The following is a 16,781-nucleotide window of genomic DNA, read 5'->3' on the forward strand; positions in this document are numbered from 1 at the left end:
GGGGAATTGAATTCGCCGTGAGGAGCCATGCCGGACCCGCGTTTCTTCGATAGCCTGGGTCCGGCATCGCTTTCCGAGTTGGCCCGGGCGGGCGCCGCCGAGTTGGCGGACGCGGCCTTGGGCGACCGCCAGATCGCCCACGCCGCGCCGTTGGATTCCGCCGACGCCCAGGCGGTCACCTTTTTCTCCGACGCCAAGCGCAAGGACGCCGCCGCGAACACGCGGGCGGGGGCGTGTTTCGTGCGGCCAGAACACCGCGACTTTCTTCCGGCGACCTGCGCGGCGCTGATCACCCGACATCCGCAGGCCGCGTGGGCCGCCGCGGTGGCGCGGCTTCACGCGGCGCGACGGCACGAGCCTTCGTCGGAGGCCTTGCACGCCGAGGCCATGCTCGAGGAAGGCGTTCTGCTGTCGCCCGGCGTGACAATCGGGCAGGACGCTCGCATCGGTCGTGGGACAAGGGTCGGTCCCGGCGTCGTGATCGGTCCGGGCGTCGTCATTGGGCGTCACTGCGTGATTGGACCCAACGCGGTGATCGGTTTCGCCCTCGTCGGCGATCGGGTCTCGATCGCCGCTGGCGCGGTGATCGGCGAGGCCGGGTTTGGAGCGGCCGCTGGTCCGGCCGGCATGGTCGACCTGCCTCAATTGGGGCGGGTGGTCATCCAGGACAACGTGACGATCGGGGCCAACAGCTGCGTGGATCGCGGGGCGTTCGCCGACACCACGATCGGCGAGAACACCAAGATCGACAATCTGGTGCACGTCGCCCACAACGTCCGTATCGGGCGTAATTGCGTCTTGGCGGCGTTCACTGGCATTTCCGGCAGCACGACGGTGGGCGACGGCGTCGCCTTCGGCGGCAAGGCCGGGGTGGCCGACCATTTGAATATCGGTTCGGGCGCGAGCGTCGGGGCGGCCGCCTCGGTGTTCAAGGACGTGCCGAAGGGTGAAACATGGACGGGATTCCCCGCGCGACCGCTGAAGCGGTGGCTGCGGGAAACCGCCTGGCTGTCGCGCAAGGCGGGCGGCCGAGTGACGAGGGGCGACGAATGAGCCAGACCACCGAACAAGCGGCGTCGACCGATATCGACATCGCCGAGATCCTGGCGCGCATCCCGCACCGCTATCCGTTCCTGCTGGTCGATCGCGCCGAGGACTACAACGCGCACAAGTCGATCGTCGGCATCAAGTGCGTGACGGTCAACGAGCCGTTCTTCCAAGGCCACTTCCCGGGCAATCCGGTCATGCCCGGCGTGCTGATCATCGAGGCCCTGGCCCAGACGGGCGCGGTGCTGATGAGCAAGTCGCTGGAAGTCGACACCGAGGGCAAGACGATCTTCTTCATGTCGGTCGACAACGCCCGTTTCCGCACGCCCGTCCGTCCCGGCGACGTGTTGCGGATGGAAGTCGAGGTGCTGCGCGCCCGCTCGTCGATCTTCAAGTTCAAGGGCGTGGCCAAGGTTGGCGACAAGGTCGCCGCCGAGGTCGAATTCGCCGCGATGGTCGTCGAGACGGGACCCAAGGCATGACGATTCACCCCACGGCCCTCGTCGCGCCGGAGGCCAAGATCGCCTCGGACGTCGAGATCGGGCCCTACAGCATCGTCGGTCCGGACGTGACCCTGAACGCGGGCGTGCGCCTGCTGTCCCACGTTGTTGTCGAAGGCGCGACGACATTGGGCGAGGGTTGTGTCGTCCATCCGTTCGCCAACCTCGGCGGCCCGCCGCAACACCTGGGCCACAAGGGCGAGCGCACCGAGCTGCTGATCGGGCCGCGCAACATTATCCGCGAGCACGTGACGATGCATACGGGCACGGCCTCCGGAAAAGGCGTGACCACGATCGGCTCGGATGGCCTCTACATGGTCGGTTCGCACGTCGCGCACGACTGCGCGGTCGGCGACTTCGTGGTGCTGGCCAAGGGCGCGACCCTGGGCGGTCACGTCGCGATCGGCGACTACGTCTTCATGGGCGGCCTGGCCGCCGCGCACCAGTTCTCGCGCATCGGTCGCTACAGCTTCATCGGCGGCTTGGCGGCGGTGACCAAGGACGTGATCCCCTACGGCTCGGTATGGGGCAACCACGCTCATCTCGAAGGGCTGAACCTGGTGGGCCTCAAGCGCCGAGGCTTCTCGCGCGAGACGATCAACGCCCTACGGGCCGCCTACCGCCTCCTGTTCGCCGACGAAGGCACCTTTCAGGAGCGTCTGGAAGACGTCGCCGAAATCCACGCCGGCAATCCCGAAGTCATGGAAATCGTCGACTTCATTCGCGCCGACGCCAACCGCCCCCTGTGCCTGCCCGAGCGGGAAGTCTAGGCTCAAGTCATGCGTAAGCTGGGTCTGATCGCTGGTGGCGGGGCGCTGCCCGTCGAACTCGCCGCCCGTTGCGAGGCGGCGGGACGGTCGTTCGCGGTCATGCGGCTGAAGAGCTTCGCCGACCCCGCCCTGGCGCGCTATCCGGGCGCCGATGTGGGCCTGGGCGAGTTCGGTAAGGTGTTCAAGGCGTTGAAGGCCGAGGGCTGCGAGGTCGTCTGCTTCGCCGGCAATGTGAAGCGCCCGGACTTCGCGACCCTGATGCCTGATGCGCGTGGCCTGAAGGTCGTGCCGGGCCTGATCATGGCCGCGCGCCAGGGCGACGACGCCTTGCTGCGCCGCGTGCTGGACGAGTTCGAGAAGGAAGGCTTCGAGATCGAGGGGGCGCACGAGGTGGTGGGAGAGATGACGCTGCCCCTGGGACGCCTGGGCCGCTTCTATCCCAGCGCCGAGCATATGGGCGACATCGACAAGGCCCTGATGGTGGCCCGGGAGATCGGTCGCCTGGACGTGGGGCAGGGCGCCGTGGTCTGCGACGGCCTGGTGCTCGCCGTCGAGGCCCAGGAGGGCACCGACGCCATGCTTCGGCGGGTCGCGGATCTGCCTCAGGCCATCCGCGGGTCCGCTGAACACCCGCGCGGCGTTCTGGCCAAGGCGCCCAAGCCGATCCAGGAGACCAAGGTCGACATGCCGACCATCGGCGTCGCGACCTTGCATCGCGCGGCGCGCGCGGGGTTGGCCGGCGTCGTGGGCGAGGCCGGTCGTGTGCTGGTCGTCGATCGAGACGCGGTGATCGCGGCCGCTGATGAACTGGGTCTCTTCGTCCTGGGGGTCGATCCGCGAGGGGACGCGTGAACGCGCCCTTGAAGGTCATGCTGGTCGCGGCCGAGGCCTCCGGCGACGCCCTGGGCGCGTCCCTGGCCAAGGCTTTGCGGGCCCGTCTCGGCGACCGCGTGACTTTCGTTGGTGTCGGCGGCGTCAAGATGGCGGAGCAGGGGATCCAGAGCCCCTTCGACATCGCCCAGCTGTCGATCCTGGGCATTTGGGAAGGGCTGAAGGCCTATCCGACCGTCAAGGCGCGCCTCGACGACACCGTGGCCTTGGCTCTGCGCGAGAAGCCCGACGTCGCGGTGCTGATCGATAGCTGGGGCTTCAACATCCGCCTGGCCAAGGCCCTGCGGAAGGCCAATCCCGGCATCGCGCTGGTCAAGTACGTGGCCCCGCAGGTCTGGGCCTATCATGCCGCTCGCGCCCATACCCTGGCCAAGGCGGTTGATCTGCTGCTGTCGATCCAGCCGATGGACAAGGCCTATTTCGACGCCGCGGGACTGGAGAACGTCTTCGTCGGCAACTCGGCCCTGGCCAAGCGGTTCGACCAAGCCGATGCCGATCGTCTTCGCGCGGCGATCGGCGTGGACGCCGACGAGCCGATGCTGTTGGTCTTGCCGGGCAGTCGCCCGTCCGAGATCGAGCGGGTCATGCCGGCCTTCGAGGACGCGGTGCGGCGCTTGAAGGCCGATCGCCCCGATCTGGCCATCGTCGTTCCCGCCGCCTACACGGTCGTCGAGGCGGTCAAGGCCAGGGTCGCCGGCTGGCCGTTCCGCGCTCACGTGATCGAGGACGAGCAGCTCAAGGACGACGCCTTCGTCGCGGGCGATGTCGCCCTGGCCTGCAGCGGCACCGTGACCACCGAGCTGGCCCTGGCCGGCCGCCCAATGGTGGTCGGCTACAAGACCGGCGCGATCACCTACGCTATCCTCAAGCGGTTGATGAAACCCCGCTGGATCACCCTGTTCAACATCGCGGCCGATCGGACGGTCGCGCCGGAGTTCATCCAGGACGCCTGCGAGGGCGAGGCCTTGGCGCGAGCCGTGGGCGAGTTGCTCGACGACCCCAAGCGCGGAGCGCGCCAAACGGCCGAGCAGTATGAAGCGCTCGACAGGATGGGGCGCGGGATGCCCGACCCCTCCGAGGCCGCGGCGACCGCGATGATCGATTTCCTGAGGGCGCGGGGCCTGCTTCAAGGTTAACCGGCGGTTTACGTCCGAGTCTTAATCTCTGGATAACGTCCCTCGCGGAGCCGTCGTCGTGGCCATAGACCCGACCGCGCCCCTGACCCCGATGACTCCCGCCGCGCCGCCCGGGAGCCAACCCCATTCGGTCGTTCTGCAAGCCATGGCCCGCGCGGCCCTGGCGAATGTCACCAACACTTTGGGCGGACTGGCCGGAGGGGGGGCGACGGAAGCGGCCAAGCCCCATCAGGGCGTGGAACAGCCCGATAAGGCTTCGACGCGAGACGCTGGACACGCCGCGGTTTCGTTCTCGTCCGGAGGCGGCGTCCCCGGCGCCTCGGCGTCGCGACCGCCACCGCAAGAGACCCGGCTGATGCGCGCGGTGCGGGTCGCCGTCGCGGACGCCGTGCCGCGTCAGGCGGGCCTGGCGCCGCTGATGGCGGATGTGCGCGCGGTGCTGGACTGGCCCGATACGCCCCCGGAAGTACGAATCGCCGGGGAAAACCTGATGGCCCGCCTGCCGCGCGCTTTCGAAGTGTCCACGGCCCGAGGCTTGAAGAAGGCCGTGGAGCGGTCGGGCGTCTTCCTGGAGGCGCGGTTGGCCCGAAGCGCGACGTCGGCGCCGGATGGCCAGGCTTCGCCCGTATCGCCCGGAGCCGATCTGAAGGCGGCCCTGTTGGTTTTCAAGGGGGCTTTGAGCGGCTGGCTCGCCCGCGCGGCGCCGCCGCCCGTCGAGGAGCTGGAAGACGCGGTCATCGTGGCTGAACAGCCGGCCGAGACCGCCGAGGTCGCTCAACCCGCGAAGCCGTCATTGCCGCTGCCCACCCCGCCGCCACGGCAAGGACCCGAGGCTGCCCCTCGGAAGGACACGCCGTCCACGCCCCCAGCGGCCCTGGAGGTCTCGCCTGACGAGCCAGAGCGCGCCGCGCTTCCGGCGAACTCCATGAAGGCCCAGCCCCTTCAGCCGGACGCGGAGGACACCGCGCCGCCGCCGCGGGCCGCCGCCGCCGAGGCGGGGGAAGCTGGGCAAGACGACGTCGAACCCCGCTTCGCCGCCTTTCTGGCCCCCTTGAAATCCACATCTCAGACGCCATCGGCCAAGCCTGTGTCGGCGGTGCTCGGCTTCTTGGATCTAGCGGAGGTTTCACCCGAGCCGGATGATGGCCGACCGCCGCCGCCTGCAGCCACGCCGCTGGCCGCTCGGGGCTACGGTGGGACGCTCGCCGATCCGGCGGCGCCGAAGACCCCGCCACCGCCATTCGCCGGCGGGCCCATGGCTGGACAGCGGCCCAAAGTCACGGAATTGCCCGCGCACGCCGCGCCCGATGAGATTGTTCGGCGTCTGCTGAGGGGCGCCAGCGCGGCGCTCGCCCGTCAGGACCTGATGCAGATCGCGTCGCTCCGCGAAGTTCATCACGACCCCGAGACTGGCGAGGCTCGCCCGCAGCCGTCGCGCTTGAACCTCGATGTCCCGTTCGTGACGTTGGAGGGCGTGGCGGTGGCGCAGTTCGAGATCACGCGGGACGGCGGCGGCGCGGGCGGCGGCGTGGTCGGGCCGGTCGAGCGAACCTATCGCGCGCGCTTCTCGATCGACGTGGAGCCGCTGGGGCCCGTGCATGCCCTGGTGACCCTGACCGGCGCTCGCGCGCGTGTCTCCCTTTGGGCCGAGCGCGCCGAGACCATCGCTCGCCTGCGCGCGGGCGAGGAGGCCCTCGGCGCGGCGCTGCGGCAGGCCGAACTGACGCCGGAGGTCGCCGTCCATTCGGGGCCGCCACCGGTGAAGGACGGTCGGGCGCTGGGCCATTTCGTGGACCAGGCCTCATGAGCGGGATCACGGGACCCACGGCGCGTCCGCGGATCGCGGTCGCCTTGCTGCACGATGACGCCCACGCGCCCCGTGTCGTCGCCTCCGGCCAGGGATGGGTTGGCGAGAAGATTATCGAGACAGCGCGCGAGCACGGCGTGCCGATCGAGGAAGACCCCGTGCTCGCCCAGGCGCTCTCGACGATCGAGATCGACGAGGAGATCCCCGAGAACCTCTATCGCGCCGTCGCCGAGGTCCTGGGTTTCCTGCTCAAGCCCTGAAACGAAAAAGGCCCCGCCGAAGCGGGGCCTGATCCTTGGTCCTGGTAGCGGCGCTTAGCGCTTTTCGACCGGAACGTAGTCGCGCTGCGTGGCGCCGGTGTAGAGCTGACGCGGACGGCCGATCTTGCGGGTCGGATCCTCGAACATTTCCTTCCACTGGCTGATCCAGCCGACGGTGCGGGCCAGGGCGAACAGCACGGTGAACATGTTGGTCGGGAAGCCCATCGCGCGCAGGGTGATGCCCGAATAGAAGTCGATGTTCGGGTAGAGCTTGCGGTCGACGAAGTACGGGTCGTTCAGGGCGACCTTTTCCAGCTCTTGGGCGACCTGCAGCAGCGGGTCGTTGTTGTGGCCCAGTTCCGCCAGCACTTCGTGCGCGGTCTTCTGCATGACCTTCGCGCGCGGGTCGAAGTTCTTGTACACGCGGTGGCCGAAGCCCATCAGCTTGTACTTACGATCCTTCACGCCTTGGACGTAGTCCTTGATGTTGTCGACCGAACCGATGGTCTCCAGCATCTCCAGCGCTTCCTGGTTGGCGCCGCCGTGCGACGGGCCCCACAGGCAGGCGATGCCGGCGGCGATGCAGGCGAACGGGTGCGCGCCCGACGAGCCGGCCAGACGGACGGTCGAGGTCGAGGCGTTCTGCTCGTGGTCGGCGTGCAGGATGAAGATCCGGTCCATGGCGCGGGTCAGCACCGGGTTCGGCTTCCAGTCCTCGGCCGGCACGGCGAAGCACATGCGCAGGAAGTTTTCCGAGTAGGACAGGTCGTTGCGCGGCGACACGAACGGCTGGCCGATCGTGTACTTGTAGGCGCGCGCGGCGATGGTCGGCATCTTGGCGATCAGGCGGTGAGCGCTGATTTCGCGCTCGCGGGCGTCGTCGACATTGATGCTGTCGGCGTAGAAGGCCGACAGGGCGCCAACGGCGCCGGTCATGACCGCCATCGGGTGAGCGTCGCGGCGGAAGCCTTCGAAGAACCGATCGAACTGCGCGTGCAGCATCGTGTGGTAGGTGATGTTGTGTTCGAACTTGGCGAACTCGTCGGCCGTCGGCAGTTCGCCGTTCAGCAGAAGGTGGCAGACCTCGAGGAAGGTCGACTTCTCGGCCAGCTGGTCGATCGGGTAGCCGCGGTGCAGCAAAACGCCAGCGTCGCCGTCGATATAGGTGATCTTGCTTTCGCAAGAGGCCGTCGAGGTGAAGCCGGGATCGAAGGTGAAGTGGTCGCTTTCAGCGTAGACTTTCCGGATGTCGAGAACGTCCGGACCCGTGCTGCCCTTGAGGATCGGCAGGTCGTAGCTCTTGTCGCCGATCGTCAGCGTGGCTTTATCGGTCATACTTAGACCCCTTCATAAATTGGAACGAGCAGTCCAACTTTCGTTTTCGCGGGTGCGTTATAGCGCCTCATGCGCGCGGCGCCAGGGCGTCGTCAAGTCGCCCCAGGCTCTCCTCGCGGGACAGGGCGGCCATCGTCTTGTTCAGATCCGGGGCCGGCGCGCCACCGGTCAGGAGCCCGCGCAGGGCGGGACCGAACTTGCCAAAGCCGACGCCTTCCGATTCCGCGAATGATTTCAACACGGTCTCCAGCGCGGCGGCGTCGAACGCCGGCGCGGCCGCCAGCTGATCCCGCAAGCGCTTGAGGCGCTCGACGGTTTCGTCGGTCAGCTGCTTCCGCGTCTTTTCGTCCAGGGTCAGCGGGCGGGTCTTCAGTGCGAACGCACAGTGATCCACCAGCTCCAGGATGGTCTTGGCGCCTTCCTTCACTTCCGGAACCGTGCGGGCGATGCGCTCGCGCGCGTCGGCGGGCAGAGGCTCGCCGCGCTTTTCGGCGGCGGTCAGGGCCAGCGCGGTCAAACGGGCGTCGTCGGCCTTGCGCAGGTGCTGGGCGTTGATGTGGTTCAGCTTGGCCCAGTCCAGGCGCGCGGGCGCCTTCACGACGTCGGCCACGTCGAACCAGCTGATCGCCTGCTCGTCGTTGAAGACCTCATCGTCGCCATGGCCCCAGCCCAGGCGGGCCAGATAGTTGCGCATGCCTTCGGGGATGTAGCCGAGATCGGCGAACTCGCCGACGGCCTGGGCGCCGTGGCGCTTGCTGAGCTTGGCGCCGTCCGGACCATGGATCAGCGGGATGTGGGCGAAAGCCGGCACGGCCCAGTCCATCGCCTGATAGATCAGCGACTGACGCGCGGCGTTGTTCAGGTGGTCGTCGCCACGGATGACGTGGGTCACGCCCATGTCGTGGTCATCGACCACGACGGCGAGGTTGTAGGTCGGGGCGCCGTCCGCGCGGAGCAGAACCAGATCGTCCAGCTCGATGTTGCGGAACGTCACCGGACCCTTGACCATGTCGTCGACCAGGGTCTCGCCGTCCAGCGGTCCCTTGAAGCGGATCACGTGCGGGATCGACAGGTCGCCCTCGGGCGCGTCACGCCACGGCGAGCGGATCGCCTTGCCCTCGGCGCGGGCCTTTTCGCGGGCGACTTCTAGCTCCTCGACGGTCATCCAGCAGCGATAGGCGCGCCCCTTGGCCAGCAGCTCGTGCACCACCTCGACGTGGCGCGGCGCGCGGGTGTGCTGGAAGATCACCTCGTCGTCGGACTTCAGGCCCAACCAGTCCAGGCCCTCGAAGATCGCGGCCACGGCGGCCTCGGTCGAGCGTTCGCGATCGGTGTCCTCGACGCGAACAAGGAACTTCCCTCCCGTATGGCGTGCATATAACCAGTTGAACAGCGCCGTGCGGGCGCCGCCGATATGCAGGAAACCGGTGGGCGAGGGGGCGAAGCGCGTGACGACGCCCGTGGGATTTGGGCCGGTAGGTGAGGGGTTCGACATGGACTTCAAGGCTGCAAGGCTAGACGCCGGAGCGGCGTCGAAAAACGCGAGCCGCGACGCGGCTTGGGCGGGGCGTCTTAGCATGGCGGTTCGCGCGAGGCCTAGCGGTTTCGCGCCCCGCGGCGAAGTTGGCCAAGCTGTCAAAAATCTCGTGGTTTCCGCGTGTTAGGCGTCGAAGCTGTCGATATCCCGCCTCCGGTGACGGTGAAGCGGCTCTCCATCCGCGCGCTGGCGGCGCTCGGGATGGAGGAACTTCGCGACAACGAGACCAGGGCCTTCCTCTGGGCGCCGGTCGCCTTTGGGTTGGGCGCGGCGGCCTATCTGGAGGCCGGTCGCGAACCCTCCCTGTGGGGGCTCGCCGCCATGGCGTTCACGCTCACGGCGACGTGGTGGTCGCTGCGGCGGCGAGGCGCGCCGGCCTTGGTCGTCGCCCTGGCGAGCCTGGTCGCGTTCGGCGCGGCGGGCGCCTTGGCCGCCAAGGTGAGGAGCGATCGTGTCGCCGCGCCGGTCATGGCCGGAGAACGCGTGGTCCGACGGGTGGAAGGCTTTGTCGTCGATGTGGTCAGTCCGGGCGCGGGCGGGCCGCGATTGCTGATCGCCCCGGTCTCGATCTCTGGCCTGCTGCCCGAGCGGACGCCGAGACGCATTCGCGTGACGATCGGCGAGAACGAGACGCCGGCGCCCGGTGACGCGATACGTCTTAGGGCCATGCTGGGCCAGCCGCCGCCGCCGGCCGCGCCAGGATCCTACGACTTCGCGCGGGACGCCTGGTTCGACTCGATCGGCGGCGTCGGCTTCACGATCGGGGAGCTTGGGACCGCGCGACTCGACCCGCCGCCGCTTCGGCTGCGGATTGTCATGGCGATCAACGCCTTCCGCTGGAGCCTCGCCCAGCGGATCATGGATCGGATGGGACCGAGCAGCGGGGGAGTCGGCGCCGCCATGGTGACCGGGCACGAGGCCTGGATCACCCAGGACCAGACCGACGCCATGCGGGCCTCGGGCCTGGCGCACATCCTGTCGATCTCGGGCCTGCACATGGCCATCGTCGGCGGCTTCGTGTTTGGCGCGGCGCGTCTGGGCGTCGCGGCCTGGCCCTGGCTGGCCTTGCGCGCGCCGGGCAAGAAAATCGCCGCCGGCGCGGGCCTCGTCGCGGTCCTGGGCTATCTGGTGATCTCCGGCGCGCCGCCTCCGGCCGAGCGCGCGGCGATCACGGCCAGCGTCGCCTTTCTGGCTATCCTGTTCGATCGGCGCGCGATCACGCTGCATGGCTTGGCCGTGGCGGCCCTGCTGATCCTGGCGCTGAAGCCGGAGACCGCGGGCGAGCCGGGCTTCCAGATGTCGTTCGCCGCCACCGCAGCCCTGGTGGCCTTGGCCGAGAGTTGGCCGCGGCCGGTCAAGGAAATCTCCACGCCCTGGTGGATCCGGTGGCCACAGGCGGGGATAACCTGGTTGGCCGCCAGCGTCGCCGCCAGCCTCGTGGCGGGCCTGGCCACCGCGCCGTTCGCCATGCAGCACTTCAATCGTGTCGCGGTCTGGGGACTGCCGGCCAACCTGGCGGTCGCGCCGCTCTCCTCGTTCGTGATCATGCCCTTCCTGGCGATTGGAACCCTTCTCGAGCCTTTTGGCCTGGGCGCGCCGTTCCTGGCCGTGGCTGGCTGGGGCGTCGATGCGATGATCGGCGTCGCCAACGGATTCGCCGATGCTCATGGCGCGCAGCGGATCGTCGCCAGCGCGCCGCCACAGGTCCTGGTCATCGCTTTCCTGGGACTGACGCTTTTGTGTCTTTGGAGGGGGCGGCTGCGGTGGATTGGAGCGCCGATGGCTCTGGCGGTCGCGCTGTGGCCTAGGCCGATGCCACCGGACGCGTGGATCGCCGCCGATGGCGCGACCGCCGCCGTGCGTTCCGGCGACGCGGCGGTGCTGCTGCGCACGGACGCCAAGCGGTTCGGGGCGGAACTGTGGGCGCGGCGACGTGGCCTGACGCCCGCCACCTGGAGCCTCTATGCCTGCGACAGGCGGATCTGCGCGCCGGGCCTCGGCGCGCCGGTGCCGCTGTCGTTGGCCTGGAGCCAGCGGACGCCCGACGCGGAGACCCTGTCGGGCCTATGCGTCAACAGCGAGGTCGTGGTCATCCGGGGCGCCGCGCCGCGCCGCATTCCTCCGTTGTGCGCCGACACCGTGCTGCTGACCGCCGAGGACTTCGCGCGCGGCGGGGCGGCGGAGCTCTATCGTCACGCCGATGGCTGGCGGATCGTCTGGGCGCAACCCTTGCGTGGCGATCGTCCGTGGAGCCGTCTGCTGACACAGGATGACGTCGGCGACCGCTAGGGGTCGGGAAGCGCTCAAGTCGGGAGGCCTCGCCATGTCCAATTTCGCCGCTCGTCGCGCCGCGTTTCGCGCCTTGCACGCCCAGGGATGCTTCGCCCTGCCCAATCCGTGGGACGTGGGGAGCGCGCGTCGGCTGGAGCGGCTGGGCTTCAAGGCCCTGGCCTCCACGAGCGCCGGCGCGGCCTGGTGCATGGGCAAGGACGATGGACAGATCACGCGAGACGAGGTGATCGCCCATCTGCGCCAGCTCTGCGGGGCGACCGACCTGCCGGTGAACGCCGACTTCGAGAACGGCTTTTCCGACGCGCCCGAAGGCGTCGCCGAGAACGTGGCGCTAGCGATCGAAGCCGGCGTCGCGGGTCTATCGATCGAGGACTGGTCTGGATCGGCTCTCTATGATCTTCCAACGGCCGTGGAGCGCCTGAAGGCGGCGAAGGGCGCGATCGACGCCTCGGGCGAGGACGTGATCCTGGTCGGCCGCGCCGAGGGTTATCTTCGGGGTGTCCGAGACCTGGGCCAGATCCTCGAACGCCTGAAGGCCTATGCCGAGGCCGGCGCCGATTGCCTCTACGCGCCGGCGGTGACCGACCCGGAAGAGATCAAGGCCATCGTCCAGGCGGTCGCGCCCAAGCCGGTCAATGTCTTGCTGTGGGGGCCGGATATGACGGTCGACAGCCTCGCGGCCCTAGGCGTGCGCCGGGTCAGCACGGGCGGGGCCTTGGCGGCGGCCGCCTGGAAGGGTTTCGACGCCGCCGCCAAGCGCTTGGCGGAGGAGGGGCGGCTCTAGCCCCAATCTCATACGAAAAGGCCCCGATCCTCGCGGAGGTCGGGGCCAACTTTCTGAGATCGCACCGTCTTCGCGGAGGCGGCGAATCCTAGTGATACCGGCGGATCAGACCCACCAGCTTGCCCTGCACCTCGACTTGGTCCGGGCCGAAGATGCGGGTCTCGTATTTCGGATTGGCGGCTTCCAGGGCGATCGAGCCGCCCTTCTTGCGCAGGCGCTTCAGAGTGGCTTCCTCACCCACCAGGGCCACGACGATCTCGCCCGAGGTGGCGGTGTCGCCCTTCTTGATGATGACGTAGTCGCCGTCGAGAATGCCGGCCTCGATCATCGAGTCCCCCTGCACCTCGAGGACGTAGTGCTCGCCGTTGCCCAGCATGGCCTCTGGCACCGGCAGGCGCTCGCGCTCGTGCTGGATGGCGTCGATCGGCGTGCCGGCGGCGATGCGGCCCAGGATCGGCAGTTCGCGACTGTCATTGGCGGCCGGGGCGGGCGACGAGGCGGGCGGAGCGCCGCCGCCTTCAAACACTTGGGGACGGAAGGCGCCGCGGCCCTTGGGTGGGGCGGCGGTCGTCGCCTGTTGCGGCAGCTTCACCACCTCCAGCGCCCGCGCCCGGTGGGCCAGGCGGCGGATGAAGCCGCGTTCCTCGAGCGCCGTGATCAAGCGGTGAATGCCGGACTTGGACGCCAGATCGAGCGCCTCCTTCATCTCGTCGAAGGAAGGGGAGACGCCGGTCTCCTTGATCCGCTCGTGGATGAACATCAGCAGTTCGTGCTGCTTGCGGGTGAGCATGTCGACCTCGGCTGGAGCGCGGAACAAACCGCAAACCTCGAGAATGTTCTCTAGGCGTTCTTCCTTAATGTCAAGTTGACGCTGTTCCCGCTGTGTTCAGGCCAATGAAATCAGGCCTTAAGGCGCTGCTTCGGTTGTTTGTCCGCCGAATCAACGAGGTCTTCGAAGCGTGTCGCCAGTTCCGGGAACTTGGGGGTGCAGCCCTCGTAGAAGCTCATGATCCGACGCATGTCGGCCTCGTAGTCGCCCGTCGGGTAGATGGCGGGACCCAGGCCGACCACCTTGCGGCGATAGTCCATCATGCCCAGCACCATCGGCACGCCCGCCCCCTGGGCGATGTGATAGAACCCCGTCTTCCACTGGCGGGCCTTGCCGCGCGTGCCCTCTGGCGCGATCGTCAGCATGAATTCGTCGCGGCGCGCGAACTCCTCGACCATGGCCTTGACCATGTCCTTGGAGCGCTCGCGGTCCAGCGGGATACCGCCCAAGTCCCGCATCATCTGGTCGAAAGGCGGCTTGAACAGCGACGCCTTGCCGATGAAGCGGAGCTTGAGGTTCAGGGCGTCCGCCGCGCCGACGAAATAGACGAAGTCCCAGTTGCTGGTGTGCGGGGCGGCGATGATGACGAACTTCCGCGTCTCCGGCGGCGCGCCCTCGACACGCCAGCCGCGAAGCCTGAAATGCGCCGACAGAGCCCATTTCACCACGCGGGCAAGCCAGTTCATGCGGTCTTTTCCGGGCCGAGCCGAGGTCGAGCTCAAGCTCAGCCTATCAGGGTTTGCGTGGCGGCCGTAACGTCAGCATGTCGCATCAGGCTCTCGCCGACCAGCATGGCCTTGGCGCCGGTCGCTTCCATCCGCACGACGTCGGCGTGGGTGAAGATGCCGCTCTCGGTGACCAGCAGAGCGTCCTTCGGAGCCTGGGCCGACAGGCGCTCGGTCACGGCCAGATCGACGACGAAGCTCTTCAGGTCGCGGTTGTTGATCCCCACGAGATCCGAGCCCAGCGCGCCGGCGCGGGCCATCTCGGCCTCGTCGTGGACCTCGACCAGCGCGTCCATGCCCAGGCGCTTGGCCTCGGACATCAGCTCGGCCGCCAGGACGTCGTCGATCATGGCCAGGATAACCAGGATCGCGTCGGCCCCCAGGGCGCGGCTCTCCGCCACCTGCCAGGGGTCCACGAGGAAGTCCTTGCGGATGCAGGGCAGGGCGGTCGCCGCGCGGGCGGCCACCAGGTAGTCGTCCGCCCCTTGGAAGCTCGGACCATCGGTCAGCACCGACAGACAGGCCGCGCCGCCGGCCTCATAGGCCTTGGCCAGGATCGGCGGATCGAAGTCCTCGCGGATCAGGCCCTTGGACGGCGAGGCCTTCTTGATCTCGGCGATCAGCGACAGCTTGCCGGGCGCGTGCTTGGCTTCCAGCGCCGCCTTGAAGCCGCGCGGGGCCGAGGCGGCCTTGGCGGCGGCGTCGACATCGGCTTGCGAGCGCGCCGCCTTACGGCCGGCGACGTCCTCGCGCTTGTAGGCGGCGATCTTGGCGAGGATGTCGGTCACGCGGGCAATTCCGTATTGGTGGCGGCCACCAGGCCGTCCAGGGCGGCGCGGGCGCGGCCCTCGTCGATGACGGCGGCGGCCAGTTCGATGCCCTCGACCAGGGTCTCGACCTTGTCGGCGACCAGGAAGGCCGCGGCGGCGTTCAGCAGCACGATGTCGCGGTAAGGGCCCTTCTCGCCGTCGAACAGGCGGGTCAGGGCGGCGGCGTTGAAGGCCGGATCACCGCCGGTGATGTCCGACAGCGCCGCGCGCGGCAGGCCGACGGCCTCCGGCGTGATCGTGAAGAGATGCATGCGGCCATCGCGCCACTCGGCGACCTCGGTCTCGCCGGTGGTCGTCAGCTCGTCGAGGCCCGACCCATGCACCGACCAGGCGCGTTCGGCCCCCAGGGCGCCCAGCGCCTTGGCGATCGGCTCGACGAAGCGGGGCGCGGAGACGCCGACCACCTGCCGCTTGGCGCCGGCCGGATTGGTCAGCGGGCCCAAGAGGTTGAAGATCGTGCGGAAACCCAGCTCCTGGCGGATGGGCGAGACGTGCCGCATGGCGCCGTGGTGGGCCTGGGCGAACAGGAAGCAGATCCCGGCCTCGTCCAGGGCCCGGCGCTGCTGCGCGCGCGTGGCGTCGATGTTGACGCCCAGGGCGGTCAGCACGTCGGCGGTGCCGGACTTGGAGGTGATGGCGCGGTTGCCATGCTTGGCGACCTTCAGGCCGCCACCCGCCGCGACGAAGCCCACGGCCGTCGAGATGTTCAAGGTGTGGAGGCCGTCCCCGCCGGTGCCGCAGACGTCGATGACCTCGTACGGGTGATCCAGGTGCACGGCCGCGCGGCGCATGGCGCGGGCGCAAGCCGCGATTTCTCCAACGGTCTCGCCGCGCAGGCGCATGGCGGTCACGGCGGCGGCGACCTGGGCTGGGGTCGGCTCGCCGCGCAGGCAGGCGGCGAAGAACACCTCGGCGTCCTCGTCGCCCAGGGTCTGGCCGTCGGCCAGCTTGGCCAGCAGGGGTTTGAAAGCGTCGGACATGGTGGCGGACCTAGACCCAGACCGCCGTGTCGCGCTTCACGCCCGCCAGGTCCATGAAGTTGGCCAGCATCTGATGGCCGCCTTCGGTGGCGATCGATTCCGGATGGAACTGCACGCCAAACACGGGCCGGGTCTTGTGCTGAACGCCCATGATCTCGCCGTCGTCGGTCCAGGCGGTGACCTCCAACTCGGGTGGCAGGTCTTCCTTGCGCACCGCCAGGCTGTGATAGCGGGTGGCGGTGAAGGGGTTGGGCAGGCCCTTGAAGATGCCCTTGTCGTTGTGGCGGACCTTGCTGACCTTGCCGTGCATGACCTGCTTGGCGCGGATCACCTCGCCGCCATAGGCCTGGCCGATGGCCTGGTGGCCGAGGCAGACGCCCAGGATCGGCAGGTCCTCCGGCGCGCCGCGCAGTAGGGGCAGGCAGATACCGGCCTGGTCCGGGGCCTTGGGGCCGGGCGACAGCAGCACGGCGTCGGGCTTGAGGGCAAGGGCTTCCTGCACCGTCAGGGCGTCGTTGCGGAACACCTCGGTCTCCGCGCCCAGCTCGTTCAGATAGTGAACGAGGTTGTAGGTGAAGCTGTCGTAGTTATCGATGACCAGGATCATGACGCCGCCTTTCGGAGGTCGGTTCTAGAGCGCGTTAGGCGAAAGTGTAAGCGGTTTCGCCGCTCGAACGCGCTCCAGGTTTCAAGCAGCCACAGGTCTTTTGGATGATTATCCAAAAGACTTGTGGCGCGGGCGGGCGCAATGTGTAGCGCCATTTTCGCCCGCGGCTTTCAGTAACGGTTACAGCGGACGCGGTCTTGCGCATGATGGGCGCATGGACCCGCGTGATTCCGCCCTGGACCCTGTCGCCGTCGCCTATGTCCGCGCTCTGCTGCGGCCCAAGACGCGCGTCCAGAAGCTGGGACCGGTCCTGGCCGCGGCGGCTTTCGCCGCGTTCTGCGCGATCAGCTTCGCCACGGTGATGGTGCTGGCGCCGCCGAAGGTCACTCAGCACCTTCCCGAGGATCGGCTGGGCGGGTCCCTAGGCCCGGGGATCGAGCAGCCCTAAGGC

The 16,781-nt window shown here is 68.6% G+C and carries 16 protein-coding genes and 1 pseudogene; 10 read left to right on the top strand and 7 right to left on the bottom strand.

The genetic code is table 11. The features are described from left to right. Positions 1 to 27 precede the first annotated feature (27 nt). Genes lpxD through J2728_RS08865 form a run of 7 tightly spaced genes read left to right on the top strand, consistent with a single transcriptional unit; the run spans position 28 to position 6,411 of the window. Positions 28 to 1,053: a UDP-3-O-(3-hydroxymyristoyl)glucosamine N-acyltransferase gene (lpxD, locus tag J2728_RS08835; RefSeq protein WP_309998415.1), complete on the top strand. Its 1,026-nt coding sequence runs from the start codon at positions 28 to 30 to the stop codon at positions 1,051 to 1,053. Then, positions 1,050 to 1,529 (top strand): 3-hydroxyacyl-ACP dehydratase FabZ, encoded by a 480-nt coding sequence (gene fabZ, locus J2728_RS08840; RefSeq protein ID WP_066683397.1) that lies wholly within the window; start codon positions 1,050 to 1,052, stop codon positions 1,527 to 1,529. The genes lpxD and fabZ overlap by 4 nt, the downstream gene beginning before the upstream one ends. Then, a complete protein-coding gene (gene lpxA / locus J2728_RS08845; RefSeq protein ID WP_309998416.1) occupies positions 1,526 to 2,317 on the top strand; it encodes an acyl-ACP--UDP-N-acetylglucosamine O-acyltransferase in 792 nt (263 codons plus the stop codon). Before fabZ ends, lpxA begins: the two co-directional genes overlap by 4 nt. Positions 2,318 to 2,326: 9 nt before the next feature. Then, positions 2,327 to 3,169: a UDP-2,3-diacylglucosamine diphosphatase gene (gene lpxI, locus J2728_RS08850; protein WP_309998418.1), complete on the top strand. Its 843-nt coding sequence runs from the start codon at positions 2,327 to 2,329 to the stop codon at positions 3,167 to 3,169. Between the two features lie 17 nt (positions 3,170 to 3,186). Further along, positions 3,187 to 4,344 carry a lipid-A-disaccharide synthase gene (lpxB, locus tag J2728_RS08855; protein WP_404979744.1) on the top strand — a complete coding sequence of 386 codons (1,158 nt, stop codon included), beginning with the start codon at positions 3,187 to 3,189 and terminating at the stop codon, positions 4,342 to 4,344. Between the two features lie 58 nt (positions 4,345 to 4,402). Next, a complete protein-coding gene (fliK, locus tag J2728_RS08860) occupies positions 4,403 to 6,151 on the top strand; it encodes a flagellar hook-length control protein FliK (RefSeq protein WP_309998423.1) in 1,749 nt (582 codons plus the stop codon). Further along, entirely contained in the window at positions 6,148 to 6,411 is a 264-nt protein-coding gene (locus J2728_RS08865) for an EscU/YscU/HrcU family type III secretion system export apparatus switch protein (RefSeq protein ID WP_309998425.1), read from the top strand. The genes fliK and J2728_RS08865 overlap by 4 nt, the downstream gene beginning before the upstream one ends. Positions 6,412 to 6,465: 54 nt before the next feature. Here J2728_RS08865 and gltA read toward each other — a convergent pair whose 3' ends face one another. Continuing rightward, positions 6,466 to 7,746 carry a citrate synthase gene (gene gltA, locus J2728_RS08870; protein WP_309998426.1) on the bottom strand — a complete coding sequence of 427 codons (1,281 nt, stop codon included), beginning with the start codon at positions 7,744 to 7,746 and terminating at the stop codon, positions 6,466 to 6,468. 67 nt (positions 7,747 to 7,813) lie between these two features. Next, complete coding sequence (gene gltX / locus J2728_RS08875; RefSeq protein WP_309998427.1) at positions 7,814 to 9,241, bottom strand: glutamate--tRNA ligase; 1,428 nt, start codon at positions 9,239 to 9,241, stop codon at positions 7,814 to 7,816. Positions 9,242 to 9,449: 208 nt separating this feature from the next. On the opposite strand from gltX, the pseudogene J2728_RS08880 reads away from it, so the two are divergent. Beyond that, positions 9,450 to 11,572 (top strand): annotated as a pseudogene (locus tag J2728_RS08880) (ComEC/Rec2 family competence protein); the annotation flags it as partial. 34 nt (positions 11,573 to 11,606) lie between these two features. Further along, positions 11,607 to 12,359, top strand: a complete 753-nt coding sequence (locus J2728_RS08885) for an isocitrate lyase/PEP mutase family protein (protein ID WP_309998430.1) — start codon at positions 11,607 to 11,609, stop codon at positions 12,357 to 12,359. A gap of 88 nt (positions 12,360 to 12,447) precedes the next feature. Here the strand turns inward: J2728_RS08885 and lexA are convergent, their stop codons facing one another. The 5 genes from lexA to J2728_RS08910 all read right to left on the bottom strand — a co-directional run bounded on the left by lexA (position 12,448) and on the right by J2728_RS08910 (position 16,330). Continuing rightward, positions 12,448 to 13,149 carry a transcriptional repressor LexA gene (gene lexA, locus J2728_RS08890; protein ID WP_309998432.1) on the bottom strand — a complete coding sequence of 234 codons (702 nt, stop codon included), beginning with the start codon at positions 13,147 to 13,149 and terminating at the stop codon, positions 12,448 to 12,450. Positions 13,150 to 13,259: 110 nt separating this feature from the next. Continuing rightward, positions 13,260 to 13,874, bottom strand: coding sequence for a lysophospholipid acyltransferase family protein (locus tag J2728_RS08895; RefSeq protein ID WP_309998433.1), 615 nt, complete (start codon positions 13,872 to 13,874; stop codon positions 13,260 to 13,262). Between the two features lie 38 nt (positions 13,875 to 13,912). Then, the gene (gene trpC, locus J2728_RS08900) at positions 13,913 to 14,701 is read right to left on the bottom strand and encodes an indole-3-glycerol phosphate synthase TrpC (protein WP_309998434.1); all 789 of its coding nucleotides are present in this window, start codon (positions 14,699 to 14,701) and stop codon (positions 13,913 to 13,915) included. Further along, positions 14,698 to 15,723, bottom strand: a complete 1,026-nt coding sequence (gene trpD, locus J2728_RS08905; RefSeq protein WP_309998435.1) for an anthranilate phosphoribosyltransferase — start codon at positions 15,721 to 15,723, stop codon at positions 14,698 to 14,700. The genes trpC and trpD overlap by 4 nt, the downstream gene beginning before the upstream one ends. Positions 15,724 to 15,733: 10 nt before the next feature. Next, on the bottom strand, positions 15,734 to 16,330 hold the full coding sequence (locus J2728_RS08910; RefSeq protein ID WP_309998437.1) for an anthranilate synthase component II: 597 nt from the start codon (positions 16,328 to 16,330) through the stop codon (positions 15,734 to 15,736). A gap of 214 nt (positions 16,331 to 16,544) precedes the next feature. On the opposite strand from J2728_RS08910, the gene J2728_RS08915 reads away from it, so the two are divergent. After that, complete coding sequence (locus J2728_RS08915) at positions 16,545 to 16,778, top strand: hypothetical protein (protein ID WP_309998438.1); 234 nt, start codon at positions 16,545 to 16,547, stop codon at positions 16,776 to 16,778. Positions 16,779 to 16,781: the final 3 nt, after the last annotated feature.

It is taken from the genome of Caulobacter segnis (assembly GCF_031454995.1).
Taxonomy (GTDB): Bacteria; Pseudomonadota; Alphaproteobacteria; order Caulobacterales; family Caulobacteraceae; genus Caulobacter; species Caulobacter segnis_E.

Coding starts and splice junctions, on each gene's coding strand:
- lpxD (WP_309998415.1), top strand. CDS start 28: ATGCCGGACCCGCGTTTCTTCGATAGCCTGGGTCCGGCATCGCTTTCC.
- fabZ (WP_066683397.1), top strand. CDS start 1,050: ATGAGCCAGACCACCGAACAAGCGGCGTCGACCGATATCGACATCGCC.
- lpxA (WP_309998416.1), top strand. CDS start 1,526: ATGACGATTCACCCCACGGCCCTCGTCGCGCCGGAGGCCAAGATCGCC.
- lpxI (WP_309998418.1), top strand. CDS start 2,327: ATGCGTAAGCTGGGTCTGATCGCTGGTGGCGGGGCGCTGCCCGTCGAA.
- lpxB (WP_404979744.1), top strand. CDS start 3,187: ATGCTGGTCGCGGCCGAGGCCTCCGGCGACGCCCTGGGCGCGTCCCTG.
- J2728_RS08865 (WP_309998425.1), top strand. CDS start 6,148: ATGAGCGGGATCACGGGACCCACGGCGCGTCCGCGGATCGCGGTCGCC.
- gltA (WP_309998426.1), bottom strand. CDS start 7,746: ATGACCGATAAAGCCACGCTGACGATCGGCGACAAGAGCTACGACCTG.
- gltX (WP_309998427.1), bottom strand. CDS start 9,241: ATGTCGAACCCCTCACCTACCGGCCCAAATCCCACGGGCGTCGTCACG.
- J2728_RS08885 (WP_309998430.1), top strand. CDS start 11,607: ATGTCCAATTTCGCCGCTCGTCGCGCCGCGTTTCGCGCCTTGCACGCC.
- lexA (WP_309998432.1), bottom strand. CDS start 13,149: ATGCTCACCCGCAAGCAGCACGAACTGCTGATGTTCATCCACGAGCGG.
- J2728_RS08895 (WP_309998433.1), bottom strand. CDS start 13,874: ATGAACTGGCTTGCCCGCGTGGTGAAATGGGCTCTGTCGGCGCATTTC.
- trpD (WP_309998435.1), bottom strand. CDS start 15,723: ATGTCCGACGCTTTCAAACCCCTGCTGGCCAAGCTGGCCGACGGCCAG.
- J2728_RS08910 (WP_309998437.1), bottom strand. CDS start 16,330: ATGATCCTGGTCATCGATAACTACGACAGCTTCACCTACAACCTCGTT.
- J2728_RS08915 (WP_309998438.1), top strand. CDS start 16,545: ATGGACCCGCGTGATTCCGCCCTGGACCCTGTCGCCGTCGCCTATGTC.